General features: G+C 38.2%; 13 protein-coding genes. All 13 read left to right on the forward strand.

Going from position 1 to position 14,687, the window contains the following annotated elements; translation table 11 throughout:
• The first annotated feature begins 115 nt into the window (after positions 1 to 115).
• The 13 genes from TTHE_RS03865 to TTHE_RS03915 all read left to right on the forward strand — a co-directional run bounded on the left by TTHE_RS03865 (position 116) and on the right by TTHE_RS03915 (position 14,642).
• Complete coding sequence (locus tag TTHE_RS03865; protein WP_013297302.1) at positions 116 to 2,224, forward strand: glucan 1,4-alpha-glucosidase; 2,109 nt, start codon at positions 116 to 118, stop codon at positions 2,222 to 2,224.
• Between the two features lie 99 nt (positions 2,225 to 2,323).
• Positions 2,324 to 3,682: a 23S rRNA (uracil(1939)-C(5))-methyltransferase RlmD gene (gene rlmD / locus TTHE_RS03870; protein WP_013297303.1), complete on the forward strand. Its 1,359-nt coding sequence runs from the start codon at positions 2,324 to 2,326 to the stop codon at positions 3,680 to 3,682.
• A 321-nt stretch (positions 3,683 to 4,003) separates the two neighbouring features.
• The gene (locus TTHE_RS03875) at positions 4,004 to 4,192 is read left to right on the forward strand and encodes a helix-turn-helix domain-containing protein (RefSeq protein WP_013297304.1); all 189 of its coding nucleotides are present in this window, start codon (positions 4,004 to 4,006) and stop codon (positions 4,190 to 4,192) included.
• A 10-nt stretch (positions 4,193 to 4,202) separates the two neighbouring features.
• Entirely contained in the window at positions 4,203 to 4,436 is a 234-nt protein-coding gene (locus TTHE_RS14320; RefSeq protein WP_041587425.1) for a hypothetical protein, read from the forward strand.
• 275 nt (positions 4,437 to 4,711) lie between these two features.
• Positions 4,712 to 5,803, forward strand: coding sequence for a DEAD/DEAH box helicase family protein (locus tag TTHE_RS13710; protein WP_049774897.1), 1,092 nt, complete (start codon positions 4,712 to 4,714; stop codon positions 5,801 to 5,803).
• Positions 5,804 to 5,826: 23 nt separating this feature from the next.
• Positions 5,827 to 7,353 (forward strand): hypothetical protein, encoded by a 1,527-nt coding sequence (locus TTHE_RS13715; protein WP_049774898.1) that lies wholly within the window; start codon positions 5,827 to 5,829, stop codon positions 7,351 to 7,353.
• Positions 7,354 to 9,297 (forward strand): DNA-methyltransferase, encoded by a 1,944-nt coding sequence (locus tag TTHE_RS03890; protein WP_013297305.1) that lies wholly within the window; start codon positions 7,354 to 7,356, stop codon positions 9,295 to 9,297. It abuts the gene before it with no gap.
• A gap of 88 nt (positions 9,298 to 9,385) precedes the next feature.
• Positions 9,386 to 9,757 (forward strand): hypothetical protein, encoded by a 372-nt coding sequence (locus TTHE_RS14325; protein ID WP_196793653.1) that lies wholly within the window; start codon positions 9,386 to 9,388, stop codon positions 9,755 to 9,757.
• Between the two features lie 18 nt (positions 9,758 to 9,775).
• Complete coding sequence (locus TTHE_RS14330; RefSeq protein WP_196793654.1) at positions 9,776 to 10,327, forward strand: DDE-type integrase/transposase/recombinase; 552 nt, start codon at positions 9,776 to 9,778, stop codon at positions 10,325 to 10,327.
• A gap of 8 nt (positions 10,328 to 10,335) precedes the next feature.
• Complete coding sequence (locus TTHE_RS14335) at positions 10,336 to 10,950, forward strand: hypothetical protein (RefSeq protein WP_196793655.1); 615 nt, start codon at positions 10,336 to 10,338, stop codon at positions 10,948 to 10,950.
• Complete coding sequence (locus tag TTHE_RS03900) at positions 10,943 to 11,629, forward strand: ATP-binding protein (RefSeq protein ID WP_013297306.1); 687 nt, start codon at positions 10,943 to 10,945, stop codon at positions 11,627 to 11,629. The genes TTHE_RS14335 and TTHE_RS03900 overlap by 8 nt, the downstream gene beginning before the upstream one ends.
• Before the next feature lie 455 nt (positions 11,630 to 12,084).
• Complete coding sequence (locus tag TTHE_RS03910) at positions 12,085 to 13,383, forward strand: site-specific DNA-methyltransferase (protein WP_013297307.1); 1,299 nt, start codon at positions 12,085 to 12,087, stop codon at positions 13,381 to 13,383.
• A gap of 5 nt (positions 13,384 to 13,388) precedes the next feature.
• Entirely contained in the window at positions 13,389 to 14,642 is a 1,254-nt protein-coding gene (locus TTHE_RS03915; RefSeq protein ID WP_013297308.1) for a site-specific DNA-methyltransferase, read from the forward strand.
• The last annotated feature ends 45 nt before the right edge of the window (positions 14,643 to 14,687 follow it).

The raw sequence follows: 14,687 nt of genomic DNA on the forward strand, positions 1-14,687 counted from the left end.
TAAGGGTAGCCGATTGTACTGTGGGGGCATTATGCCCCTATTTTTTATTTATAAATATGAAAAACGGTTGCACAAACCAGGATGATAATGTAAAATAATAAAAGGAGGCGATATGATGAGCAGTAAACTTATTAAATATTTACCTTTACTAGTGCTGGCATCCAGTGTTTTAAGCGGATGTTCCAACAATGTGTCAAGTATCAAAATAGATAGATTTAATAATATTAGCGCAGTAAATGGACCTGGTGAAGAAGATACATGGGCCAGTGCTCAAAAACAGGGTGTCGGTACAGCAAATAATTACGTATCAAAAGTTTGGTTTACGCTGGCAAATGGCGCCATATCAGAGGTGTACTATCCAACGATAGATACAGCAGATGTAAAAGAAATTAAATTTATTGTGACTGATGGGAAATCGTTTGTCTCAGATGAAACAAAGGATGCAATAAGCAAGGTAGAGAAGTTTACCGATAAGTCATTAGGTTATAAGCTAGTCAATACAGATAAAAAAGGAAGGTATAGGATAACAAAAGAAATATTTACAGATGTAAAACGCAATTCTCTGATAATGAAAGCAAAGTTTGAAGCATTAGAAGGAAGTATACATGACTATAAGCTGTATCTTGCATACGACCCACATATTAAAAATCAGGGAAGTTACAATGAAGGTTATGTAATAAAGGCTAATAACAATGAGATGTTGATGGCAAAAAGAGATAACGTATATACTGCTTTATCATCTAACATAGGTTGGAAAGGATATTCGATTGGGTACTATAAAGTTAATGATATTATGACTGACCTTGACGAGAATAAGCAAATGACTAAGCATTATGATAGTGCAAGGGGCAATATCATAGAAGGGGCAGAGATTGATTTAACAAAAAACAGCGAATTTGAAATCGTTCTGTCATTTGGTGGAAGCGATAGTGAGGCAGCAAAAACGGCCTTAGAGACTCTTGGGGAAGATTATAACAATTTAAAAAATAACTATATAGATGAATGGACTAAATATTGCAATACTCTCAATAATTTCAATGGCAAAGCAAATTCACTCTATTACAACAGCATGATGATATTAAAAGCAAGCGAAGATAAGACAAACAAAGGCGCATATATTGCATCTCTTTCGATTCCATGGGGGGATGGACAAAGGGATGACAATACAGGCGGCTATCATCTCGTATGGTCAAGAGATTTGTACCATGTAGCGAATGCTTTCATTGCGGCTGGAGATGTTGATTCTGCCAATAGATCGCTGGATTACCTTGCCAAAGTGGTTAAGGACAATGGCATGATTCCTCAAAATACTTGGATTAGTGGTAAGCCCTATTGGACAGGCATTCAGCTAGATGAGCAGGCAGATCCAATCATACTCAGCTATAGGCTGAAAAGATACGATCTATATGACAGTTTAGTTAAGCCATTGGCAGATTTCATAATAAAGATAGGGCCTAAGACAGGGCAAGAAAGATGGGAAGAGATAGGTGGATACTCGCCTGCAACAATGGCTGCAGAGGTAGCAGGACTTACATGTGCAGCGTATATAGCTGAGCAAAATAAAGATTATGAGTCAGCACAAAAATATCAAGAAAAAGCAGATAATTGGCAGAAGCTTATCGACAATCTTACTTACACTGAAAATGGACCACTAGGAAATGGCCAATACTATATTAGAATAGCTGGTCTGTCTGATCCAAATGCAGACTTTATGATAAACATAGCAAATGGCGGTGGAGTATATGATCAAAAAGAAATAGTAGATCCAAGTTTTCTGGAACTTGTAAGGCTTGGAGTTAAATCGGCAGATGATCCTAAAATATTAAATACGTTAAAAGTTGTTGATAGCACAATCAAAGTTGATACGCCAAAGGGGCCATCGTGGTACAGATATAATCATGATGGGTATGGTGAACCATCAAAGACAGAACTGTATCATGGCGCAGGAAAAGGAAGATTGTGGCCTCTTCTTACTGGTGAGAGAGGCATGTACGAAATTGCCGCAGGAAAAGATGCAACGCCATATGTAAAAGCAATGGAGAAGTTTGCAAACGAAGGTGGCATAATATCTGAGCAGGTTTGGGAGGATACCGGTCTTCCAACTGATTCAGCATCACCTCTTAATTGGGCACATGCCGAATACGTAATATTATTTGCATCAAATATAGAGCATAAAGTGCTAGATATGCCGGATATTGTTTATAAAAGGTATGCTTCAAAGTAAAGCGCGGATTTTCCGGATAAATATATCCGGGGAATCTATTTTTTATTACTTAAATGAAGTATAATTGTGTATGAGAATATGGATTTGGAGTGATAATTATTGCAAAACATCAATATCGGCGACAAATACGAATTATACATTGATAATATGGCGCATGAAGGACAAGGAGTCGGAAGACTTGATGGAATAGCTGTTTTTGTAAGAGGCGCTTTAAAAGGAGAAAGGGTCTTAGCTAAAATAGATGAAAAACACAAAAATTATTTAAATGCACATGTAGAAAAAATCTTATTGCCATCACAGGAAAGAATTATGCCGAAGTGCATCTACGCTGGCAAGTGCGGCGGTTGCACATTACAGCATTTAAGCTATAAAGGACAATTGGAATTTAAAAAACAAGTCGTTGACGATAGCCTATCAAGAATCGGAAAGATAAATACTATTGTATATGATACTATAGGAATGGATAACCCACTTTATTACCGTGACAAGGCAGAATATCCAGTTGGCATTGAAGACGGCAATATTAAATCTGGATTTTATGCTTCAAAATCCCACAACATCATTGCAATTGATTCATGCATGATTCAAAGCGATTATAGTATAGAAGCCATGAAAACTGTAAGAGAATGGGCAAACAATTATAAAATATCAATATTTGATGAAAAATCGGGTAATGGATTGCTAAGGTATATAATTACGAAAGTTGGATTTTCAACTAAAGAGGTTATGGTTATCCTAGTTATAAATGGGATAGATATACCTTACAAAGATGAGCTTATAAATACACTGAAGAAAAATATTAAAGAACTTAAAAGTGTTGTTTTAAACATAAACAAAAGCCGTTCTAGGCTGGTTATGGGAAGTGAAAATATTGTCATTTATGGTGACGGGTACATTACAGACTACATAGGAGATAAAAAGTTTGAAATATCCCCACTGTCTTTTTTTCAGGTTAACCCTATTCAGACTAAAGTATTGTATGAGAAGGCATTGGAATATGCAGACTTAAAAGGCGATGAAATTGTCATTGATGTATACTGTGGAATCGGCACAATATCAATATTTTTTGCAAAATATGTAAAGCATGTATATGGAATAGAAGTGGTAAGTGATGCCGTAGAAGATGCAAAGAGAAATGCAGCTATAAATGGCATAAATAATGCAGATTTTATAGCTGGAAAAGCAGAGCATGTCATGAAACGGCTGTATAAAGAAGGGCTGATGCCGGATATCATCATATTGGACCCACCAAGAAGAGGACTAGACAAAGATGTGGTAGATGAGTGCGTAAAGATGAATCCTCAAAAGATAATTTACATTTCCTGCAATCCGACCACGTTAGCAAGGGATTTGAGGATATTTGAAGATAATGGATATAAAACAGAGAAAGTACAGCCTGTTGACATGTTTCCGTACACTTATCATGTTGAGTGCGTGGTATTGATGTCAAGGCTGTAAGCCTTTATTTTACTAGGTTTCCGGAAGTACATCCAAGTTGTCTACTCAACCTAAAGGTTCAAAATACGTACATGGGAACATATCGACGATTATTTTTGAGGTAAAATTTGAACTCCAAAATTAGCAGGGTTGAGTTGACAGAATAGATAACGGCCTTTTTTCATAGGGGTTGAGGAGACAGGATGGATGTACATTTAATGCAGGTATACTCATTTTCTGAAAAGACTTTATTTATTATGTATATAGTTGTAATATGTTGAAATTGTTCGTTTTTTCGCATATAATAAAAATTGGAATTTTGTGTTCTGCGAGGTATTCATAATGGATTACTTAACGACAAAACAAGCAGCTGAAAAATGGAATATATCCCCACGCAGAGTTCAAGTTTTATGCGAACAGGGGCGCATTAAGGGCGCTGTTCGTTTGGGTTGGGCGTGGGATATACCAAAGGATGCGGAAAAGCCTGAAGATGCGAGACGTAGAAGGAAATTAAAGGAAAAACTGAGGTGAGAAAACGATAATGTTTTATAAGATGATTCAGAGAAAAAGAGATATGTGGTACTCTTCTTCAGAGTGTACCATTGATGAATTGATATCCTACATAGTTAATAAAGGTGAAATGCGCGACGTACAAATTGATGCAATTAAAACTTATTTGTATTTAAAGATAGCTTGCGAAAATAAACCACTGTGGGAATTATTCTCCAGAGGCTATTTTAACGAAGGCTTGAAAGAAGTCTCCCATCCTCTATAGGTGGGAGATGAATTTCTATTGTTTTCCATAACATTATATGCTATAATATTATCAGGAGTAAAAAGTAAAGACAATTAGGCATAACAGCCTAAGAGTAATATTTTTGTAGGGAAGGTTCCTCCCGAAATTACGCCTATGGAGATTGTGTAAGACCTGCTGTGAATAACAGTAGGCAACGGTCTATGAAGTAGGAAGCTTCATCCTCTATAGGATGGAGTAGGTTCACCAATTTAAATGTTGATGATTTAGAAGTTAAAGCTTCATTAAGAGAGAAATTGCAAAACAATCCGGCAGCGCTAGCTTTGTATGAGTATTCTACCTTGAAAAATGAGAAAGATGAACAAGTTTCAGAAAAGTTGGAAAAGGCAATAATAAATGAAATTGATAATATAGATTTTGTGGATATATTTAAAAAAATCTTTTACAATGTGTCATACACAGATTACCTTTTTAGTCTGCCTATGGGAGCTGGCAAAACTTATTTAATGGCAGCTTTTATATATTTGGATTTGTATTTTGCTGTAAACGAGCCCGATAATAATGCATTTGCTCACAATTTTATTATATTTGCACCATCAGGCCTAAAAAGTTCTGTAGTGCCCAGCTTAAAAACTATTAAAAAATTCGATCCTCTATGGATTCTTCCCGATCCTGCTGCCAGTGACATTAAGAGAATCATTAAATTTGAGATTCTTGATCAAAATAAAGCGGAAAAAAGAAGTAATAAAACAAGAAATCCAAATGTACAGAAAATTGCCGCCTATCAGCCTTTTGATCAATTAATAGGTTTGGTTGCCATAACCAACGCTGAGAAAGTAATCTTAGACCGCGTTGAAGTCAGGGATGGACAATTAAGTTTATTTGAGGATAGCGAGGATGAAAAGGACAGGCAGGCTAATGAACTTAGAAATCTGATTGGGAAAATTCCAAATATGGCGATTTTTATTGATGAGGTGCATCACGCTTCAACAGATGAGATTAAGTTGAGAGCAGTAGTAAACGATTGGATGGAAAAGAACAATACGATCAATTCTGTTATTGGATTTTCGGGTACACCGTATTTAGATAAGGCATATCCTGTTGAAATAACGAAAACTTTGAATATAAAAAGTATAGAAATTGCCAATACGGTATATTATTACCCGCTAATTCAAGGGATTGATAATTTCTTAAAGCGTCCTGTGGTTAAAATTTCAAATCAAGAAGATAGTCTTCAAATTATTGAAGATGGAGTAAGGGATTTTTTGAACACTTATAAGGATAAGACTTACGCGGGAGATTTGACATCCAAATTAGCGATATACTGCGGTAAAGGAAAGCACAAAGTGCAATTGATTATCTGGAAGAAGAAGTTTACCCTTGTGTAGCAAAGATTGTGGAAGAATACGGGATGGATCCCAAAGAGACTATATTAAAGTATCATAAGGGGAATAAGAAGCATCCCATATCTGCCGAAAGCAAGCTTGAATTTGAAGCGTTGGATATGCCATTTTCAAAAATACGCATAATACTTCTTGTGCATATAGGAAAGGAAGGCTGGGACTGCCGTAGCTTAACTGGGGTTATCTTGTCGCAAAAAGGCGATTGTCCCACTAACATGGTGTTGCAGACTTCCTGCAGATGTTTGCGTCAGGTTGAAAAAGGCAAACATGAATCGGCACTGATTTGGCTTAATCAATACAATGCCGAAAAACTTAACATGCAGCTTGAGAAGAAGCATAATATCTCTATTAAAGAATTTGAAAAAGGTGCAAATAAAGTTGATAAAGAGATTAAGCGTTACAGCCGGATGGATTATTTAAAACTCCCGAAAATAGACTATTATCAGCTCAGAGTACATTATGATTGCATTATTAAGGGAAAACCTCAAATTTTGAACCCGAAATTATCGGATGTTATTACTCCAGAAAGTAAACAAGCCTCCATAGTAAAAATTCAGGATTTTGAACAAAGACTTCTGGGAATGGATGTAAAAAAAGCAATGGAGACTGAACCTGTAAATTATAACCGATGGTTATATGATATTAGCAAGGAAAGTTTTGGTATGCTGCCAGTTTCGATATTGAGGCAACATGATGAGTTTTTGCGCCAGATTTTTAATGAGATCACATTGTTGAAAAATGGTGTTAGATATTTCAGTTCAGTTTTTAACATTAAGATAATTAATCAAAATATACGCAAGCTATTTTATGAAAAGCGTGATTTGCGAACCACAGAGGAGGTTATCCCACAGGATGCCCGCCTTCTAAAAATTGAAAGCCTGACATCACCAGTGAATACTTCTGAACCGGAAAGCTATTATCCACCGCAGGATATAACGGAGAAAATTATTCTAGAAGACAAAGGACAGCTAAAACCTGATAAAAAGGCTATGGAAATGATGAGGCTTGCTGAGGAAACCGAAAATTGGGATATTCTTAAACAACTAAAATTGAAATATATGTCTCACCCTGAAAAAGACCGCTCTTTCCACTATCTTCCTTATAGGCTGGATAGTAATTTTGAAAGGCTTTTATTAAAGCAGGTACTTGCATTAGCTGCAGCAAAAAAACGAAATCTCGAAATATATTATAACGGGGACAACTCGTTGACTGAATTCAAAATTCACTGTTATAAAGGAAGCAGTGGGCGTAAACGATATATTGGTACGTATACACCTGATTTTCTAATTATCAAACGTAAGAATGGGAAAATTTATAAAGCAATAATTGTTGAGACCAAAGGAAGTTTATATGCTAAAGACGAGATCTTTCAGTTAAAGAGAACCTTTGTTGAAAAAGAGTTTATAGAAATCAATCAAAATAAAGCCGGGTATCCGAAGTTTAAGTACCTGTATTTAGAAGATAGTTTGACTGAATCCGAGCTCATAATAAAAACAGTAAGCGCAATTGAAGATTTTTTCGAGGAGGAAATGTAAATGGCAATTAAATATGTTCCATATTATCCTGATCCTGTCGAAGGACAAGCTATATTGGATAATTTTAAAAGAATGCTAAAATATAAAAGCGCAGGAGATGTTAAGAGAAGACTTGAACGAGGAATGCCTTTGTATGAACTGAAAAAAGTTGAAACTGTCGGTAAAAACCCGAACGGTAATATGTTAATTCGCGGGGAATGTATATCAGCTTGTGCATATCTGAAGGAACAGGGAATTGAAGTAGACCTTATATACATAGACCCTCCTTTTGCAAGTGGAGCTGATTATGCTAAAAAGGTATATATACGTCGTAATCCTAAAGTTGCGGAAGCGATAGCCCAAGCAGGAAAGGAACTGGACATAGAAGAGCTTAAAACTTTTGAAGAAAAAATGTACGGTGATATATGGCGTAAAGAAGATTATCTCAATTGGATGTATGAAAACCTCATGGCAATTAAAAGCGTTATGAGCGAAACGGCATCAATATTTGTACATTTATATTGGCATATAGGGCATTATGTGAAAATATTGATGGATGAGATTTTTGGAGAAGATAAGCTGATTAACGAAATAATATGGTATTATCCGGATAATTTCCAAGGTAATGTAAAAGGTTTTGCAACAAACCATAATAACATATTTTGGTATAGTAAAAACGAAACATATATTTCTAATAAAGTTATAATTCCACTTGATAAGCCAGTTAAGAGAGATAAACGAATATGGTCAAAAGAGTTGGGAAAATTGGTTTCTGCACGTAACGATGATGGGACTTTGATATATGAAGAGTTTACAGAAAAAAAGGCAGATGATGTTTGGACTATAGGACAAACATCAGTAACTAAGTCTACTAGTAATGAATATATGGATTATCCGACTCAGAAACCAGAAGAATTATTAAGAAGAATAATAGAAGCTTCTACTAATGAAGGTATGCTTGTTGCTGACTTTTTTGGTGGCAGCGGAGTTACTGCAGCGGTTGCAAATAAGCTTGGTCGTCGCTTTATTCATTGCGATATCGGCATTAATTCTATCCAGACAACCCGTGACAGGCTTATAGCAGACAAAGCTGAGTTTGATATTTATGAAATTAAGGACGGAGTATCTTTATATAGAAACCCAACCCAAACAATGGAGAAGATAAAAAAATTAATACCCGGACTTAAGAATGAAAAAAGTCTAGGTGACTTCTGGGCAGGAGCTATATCTGACAGTAAGCTGGGTCTGGTACCCGTATATATACCAAACTTAATGGACAGCAGTTCTAAATTGCTTGACAAGGCAATGATGTTCCGCATTATGCATGAGGCTATTCCTGACCTTCCATCTAATGTAAAGAAAGTAATTATTTATTATGTTGATGTTGATAATTTGGAGGAAATTCAAGAATTTATTGATGATGAAGAAGATGTCATTATTGAAATTGAATTGCGAGACTTGAAGGATATACTTGACGATGCGGTATTTGAAGATTATGCTGAGTTTAAAGTTACAAAAGTACAGGAGTTGCTCATTCCGGAGTATATAGTTGAAATTACTAATTTTCAAAGTGACAGGGTTAGCCGAAAAATCGATGAGTATAACCAGAAAGGATATGCAAATACATTTATTACATCCGATGATGAAGACATAGAAGATGATGATTACGAAGATTACAATGAAGACGGTGAGAATGTTGTGCCTGGCAAGAAAAAGTTTACTCCTATTTTGATTAGCGAAACTGGACTTGAATTAATTGAGTATATTTCTCTTGACTGTACTAATCAGGACGGAGCTTGGCACAGTGACAGCGAGATTAAAATTGACAAGCTTGGATATGTTGTTGTAAATGGAACCAAGACTAAAAGTTTTTGGGACGGGACCATCAAATGTGAGAAAAAACCTTTGAGGCTAAAGATCCGTAATATTTGTGGCGACGAAACGATATGGAAATTATCAATTTGACCTAACAAATTTGTAGAAGACATATTGTATTTTATGAAATTACAATAATGAAGAATATAATTTGCCTTTTCAAAAAACACCCATACGGGTGTTTTTTGACGCTTACGGAAAAGGAGTTGATGCCTATGATTGCACTGCTACAGGCATAGATTTTATAACAAAACCAAAGGAGGAAATCAAAATGATCGGCATTGAACAATACCGAAAAATCCAGGAGTACAAAGCACTTGGACTTGCTCAGACAAAAACCGCAAAAGCACTGGGGATAACCTATTCTTCTGTCAGCAAATACTGGAATATGAGCGAAAAAGATTATGTTAAGAAAGCTGAAAAGGAAAGGTACCACATGGATAACTATCGCCAGTACATACTGGAACAACTGAAGTTATGCCCACAGATACGGGACACAAATGTCTATCTTAAATTGATGGAAGCCTTTCCCGATTTACAAGTTAAATGAGCTACATTCTACCGCTATATGAAAGCCTTAAGGGAACAGCACGGTTATCCGCATGCCAGTAAACGTAAAACCTCACCCCGTGAAATTTCTCCACCGGGATATGAAGCGCAGGCGGATTTTGGTCAATACAAACTTAAGGACATGTACGGGCGAATTGTACGAATATATTTCTTCTGCATGGTTCTGAGTTATAGCAGAATGAAATTTGTTTATTTTTCACCGGATCCCTTTACAACCAAAACGGCCATTAAAGCTCATAACTATGCATTCCGATATTTTGGAGGAAGAACACAGACTATTCTTTATGACCTTGACCGTGTCTATGTAGTCAGTGAAAATCTGGGGAATATCATATTCGTACCTGCCTTTGAAGAATATGTTAAGCGTATAGGTTACAATGTTTCGCTATGTAGACCAAGAGATCCTCAAAGTAAGGGCAAGGTTGAAGAGGTGATTGGATACATAAAGCAAAGTTTTCTTGAGGGCAGGATATACACCGGAATTGATTGCCTAACAGTGCTACCCTTTCATGGTTGGATAGGGAAGGCAACGGGCGAATACATACTGTGACCAGAAAAGTGCCGCGTGAAATGTTCATGGAAGAGCAAAAATACCTGTTCCATGTCAAACCTTATTCCGAAGTATCAAGCACTGTGGCCTCCTTTGATAAGGATGGAGTGGTAAGTTATAAAGGCAACCGTTATCTGATTAATACAGGTATGATGGATGTTCATAAACGCATTCGCATTGAAGATAATGGTGAAATGCTTTTGTTCTATGATGCTGAAACAAATGATTTATTGGCTAAATATCCAGTCACAGAAGATACCGGGCAGTTGTTCAAACCAGAAGAAAATTACAGCAGAGACAGGGTTTTTTTAACCATCATAAAACAATATTTTGCAGAATACGAAATAGCTCAGGAATTCATCCGACTTATGGAGTTACAGCAACCCAAATATTTTAGTTCCCATTGTATTCGAATAAACCGGATGACAAAGTTTTATACAATTGGACAATTGCTTGATGGAATAGAATACTGCATTGATACTGAACGCTGCAGTGCCTATGAGCTTTTGGCTTATCTCATGTATCAGTACGGAGAGCATATAGCTAAGAAGTTTTTGCCGAATCAGCAGTATTTTAACCATTTGGCGAGGAGTAAAGAAATAAGGAGGGAAATCAATGGCTGATATAACAGAAATCCGTGAATTGGCCCAAAAGCTCAACCTTTGGAATATCGCAAGAGGATACATTGATTTGAACGATGAGAAACTATCAAACCTTGACTATCTAAAGATGGTGTTAGAAAAAGAATTGGAGATTAGGGCCAGACAAAAACACACCAAGCTGAGGAAGGCAAGTAAGCTTCCAAACAAAGCATTTGACACATCGAACTCAAACAAGGGCTTAAAATGGCAGATTAAACAGTTATCCAACCTGACATGGCTTAAGGAAGAGCAAAACTTAATCCTGCTGGGAAAATGCGGGACGGGTAAGACCGGTCTTGCAGCGCAGCTTGGAGAAACTGCAATCAGCAATGGACATAAAACCTATTATGCGCCTTTTGATAATTTTATCGCAGTGGCAGAAAAGAAAGCCACAAATCCAAAAGCAGAAGCGATCTTTTCTTATATGCAGGAATGTGACTTAATTATTATTGATGATGTCTTTTATGTGGAACCAACCAGGGCAGAACTGCAGGTTTTCTACCGGGCAGTTACCTTTCTTAATGAAGCCAGAAGCATTATTTTTATAACCAATCGTGAACTGTCAGCATGGATAGATGCAGTTGAAGACAAGCACCTTTGCCAGACTTTATTGGACAGAATGACGGTCAATTGTCAAATTGTTCGTCTGACTGACAAGTAAATAAAAACACTCACTTCTTTTTTAACAGGGGCAAATACCTCGTTTGAAAACAATGCCGAAAAACGGCTTAAAATAGATGCAAAAAATCTCACGAAATTCAAAGAACTGCTTAACTTTTTAGATTTTCTGCAGTTTATAGGGTAGTGGGGTCTAAATCTCTACTGCTTTTCACCCCGGAAACGGGCGGGGGGTCACGCGCGAAAAATCGCAGTTTCAAACGGTGTGCTACCGAATACAAGGGGGCTACTCCTCACGATGATGTGATGGAAAAACTCCTGACAGCCAGGAGGGGTGGCTGATGCATAAAACAAATTCAATCTTTCTTAGGGAACTAAGAAAATATAAAGACCATTTAACGAAGCAGCAGTTTAAGACTCTGCGGGGACAAGTAATAAACGGAGATTGTGAGGGCGCAAAAAAGGGTCTTAAGAAAATATTGAACAGGAGAATGCAGCATGAACATACAAAAAATATCTGTTGAAAAACTTAATCCAGCAGCATACAACCCGCGCAAGGATTTAAAACCTGGCGATAAGGAATATGAAAAGCTAAAACGGTCAATAGAGGAATTTGGCTATGTGGAGCCTGTTATCTGGAACCAAAAAACAGGTAATGTGGTAGGCGGGCATCAACGCTTAAAGGTTTTGCTGGACTTGGGACAGACAGAGATAGACTGTGTCGTGGTGGAACTTGACCCGCAGAGGGAAAAAGCGCTTAATCTCTCCCTCAACAAGATTCAGGGAGAGTGGGACGAGAATAAACTGGCTGAACTGATGGCTGAGTTGGACGCAGGTGCCTTTGATGTTTCGCTCACAGGGTTTGACGCTTCTGAAATTGACGAACTGCTTAACCGATGGTACTCCAAAGAGGCGATACAAGACAGCTTTGACATAGATAAAGCGCATGAGGAAATTGTGCAGTGCGAGCCGGTAACGAAGCGGGGCGATATCTGGCTTCTCGGGAATCATCGCTTGATGTGCGGCGACTCTACTAAGGATGAGGATTTTGAGAAGTTGATGGAAGGGTGTCACGCACAGATGGCAGTGACTTCCCCTCCATATGGGGTAGGCAAAGAATATGAAAAGGCTGGGATTGAACCATGGTTCGAGACAGTACGCCCAGTGATTAGAAACCTGTGCAGGTATGCAGATATTGTCTGCTGGAACTTAGGTGATCTCTATGCCACCGGCTCTCAGTTTATTGAACCCACCAGTGTTTACAGCGTGAATATGTTCTTGGACAACGGTTACCGCCCTATCTGGATCCGCATCTGGAAGAAGCAGGGGCAAAACTTCGGCGTTGGACCCTATCACCTTGTTTCAAACAAGCCGGTTCAGCAGTATGAGTATATTTCAGCCTTCAGCAATAAAGGAGAAGTTGAGGAATATAACGATCAGGAATATGTATGGCTTTCAGCCTTTGCGGGACACAGTTATAAATTTGTGAAACGGCTTACAAAGGAAGAACGCAAGAAATGGGGTTATGCTGGGATATGGGAGATGACCACTGTACGGGCAAACAAGGAGCATCCTGCAATGTTCCCTGTGGAGCTTCCATGGCGGTGCATCAAAATGCACAGCGACAAAGGCGGTATTGTGCTTGAACCGTTCTCTGGTAGTGGAACTACTATAATTGCGGCTGAACAGACCGAGCGTAAATGCTACGCGATGGAGTTATCCCCTGTTTACTGTGATTTAGCTGTTAAGCGCTGGGAGGAATTCACCGGCGAAAAAGCCGTCAAACTGGAGGGTTAAGATTTATGGATATACTGAAAATACCAACAGAAAAACTAAAACCATCTAAATATAATTCGCGGAAAGATTTAAAGCCTGGTGACCCTGAATATGAAAAATTACGTCGGTCTATTGAAGAGTTTGGATATGTAGAGCCGGTCATATGGAATAAACGCACCGGGAATATTGTCGGCGGACATCAGCGTTATAAAGTACTTACAGCTTTGGGGTATAAGGAGATCGACTGTGTTGTAGTTGATTTGGATGAACAGCGGGAAAAGGCGCTCAATGTTGCACTGAATAAAATCAGTGGCGAGTTTGATATTCCGCTTTTGACTGATCTGCTTATGGATTTAAATGAAGATGGTTTTGACGTTTCTCTTACCGGGTTTGATGCTGCGGAAATTGATGAGTTGTTCCGTGATAAAACAACCGCTAATGTCAAAGAGGATAATTTCGATACAGAAAAGGCAATTGCAGAGATTAAAATTCCGGTTACCCAAAAGGGCGACATATGGGTACTTGGCAGCCACCGTCTGATGTGCGGTGACAGCACACTGCTTTCAGATGTGCAAAAGCTGATGGATGGGCAAAAGGCGAGATTTGTTTTCACCGACCCACCCTGGAATGTTGATTACGGTTCAGATACCAGGCATCCAAGCTGGAAGCCAAGACAAATTCTAAATGACAATATGAGCACCGAAGAATTCGGCGCTTTTTTATTGCGCGCTTTTAAATGCATGAAAGAGGTTTCTGAAGCCGGATGCATGACCTATGTGGTAATGAGTGCTCAGGAATGGGGCAGTTTGATGAACGTCATGCGGGAGGCAGGGTATCACTGGTCGAGCACAATTATATGGAAAAAAGACAGCTTGGTACTATCAAGAAAGGACTATCATACCCAGTACGAGCCGATCTGGTATGGTTGGCTTGAAGGAACACGCCTTTGCCCGCTTAAAGACCGTAAACAGTCAGATGTTTGGGAGATGCCCCGTCCTAAAGTATCGGAGGAACACCCTACCATGAAGCCGGTATCGCTTGTAGCAAAGGCAATGCTCAATAGTTCCCATATTGGAGATTTAACTCTTGACCTGTTCGGTGGTTCTGGTACGACAATGATTGCGGCACAGCAGACCGGGCGGGTTTGTTTTATGATGGAGCTTGACTCGAAATACTGCGATGTGATTGTAAAGCGCTATGTTTCACAATTTGGCGCAGATTCAGTATTCTTGTTATCAGGTAGCGAAAAAATACCTTACGCGGAAACACAGATTGATTAAAAATGTCCTTGCTTTCCCCTCAAAACAGAGCGTTAATGTACCCCA

Origin of the sequence: Thermoanaerobacterium thermosaccharolyticum DSM 571, assembly GCF_000145615.1 — a bacterium.
Taxonomy (GTDB): domain Bacteria; phylum Bacillota; class Thermoanaerobacteria; order Thermoanaerobacterales; family Thermoanaerobacteraceae; genus Thermoanaerobacterium; species Thermoanaerobacterium thermosaccharolyticum.

Excerpts from the sequence above, each read along its gene's own strand:
- TTHE_RS03890 (WP_013297305.1), top strand. The coding sequence starts at position 7,354 with ATGGCAATTAAATATGTTCCATATTATCCTGATCCTGTCGAAGGACAA.
- TTHE_RS14320 (WP_041587425.1), top strand. The coding sequence starts at position 4,203 with ATGTTTTATAAGATGATTCAGAGAAAAAGAGATATGTGGTACTCTTCT.
- TTHE_RS13715 (WP_049774898.1), top strand. The coding sequence starts at position 5,827 with ATGGATCCCAAAGAGACTATATTAAAGTATCATAAGGGGAATAAGAAG.
- TTHE_RS03900 (WP_013297306.1), top strand. The coding sequence starts at position 10,943 with ATGGCTGATATAACAGAAATCCGTGAATTGGCCCAAAAGCTCAACCTT.
- TTHE_RS14330 (WP_196793654.1), top strand. The coding sequence starts at position 9,776 with ATGAAAGCCTTAAGGGAACAGCACGGTTATCCGCATGCCAGTAAACGT.
- TTHE_RS03910 (WP_013297307.1), top strand. The coding sequence starts at position 12,085 with ATGAACATACAAAAAATATCTGTTGAAAAACTTAATCCAGCAGCATAC.
- TTHE_RS03865 (WP_013297302.1), top strand. The coding sequence starts at position 116 with ATGAGCAGTAAACTTATTAAATATTTACCTTTACTAGTGCTGGCATCC.
- TTHE_RS03915 (WP_013297308.1), top strand. The coding sequence starts at position 13,389 with ATGGATATACTGAAAATACCAACAGAAAAACTAAAACCATCTAAATAT.
- TTHE_RS03875 (WP_013297304.1), top strand. The coding sequence starts at position 4,004 with ATGGATTACTTAACGACAAAACAAGCAGCTGAAAAATGGAATATATCC.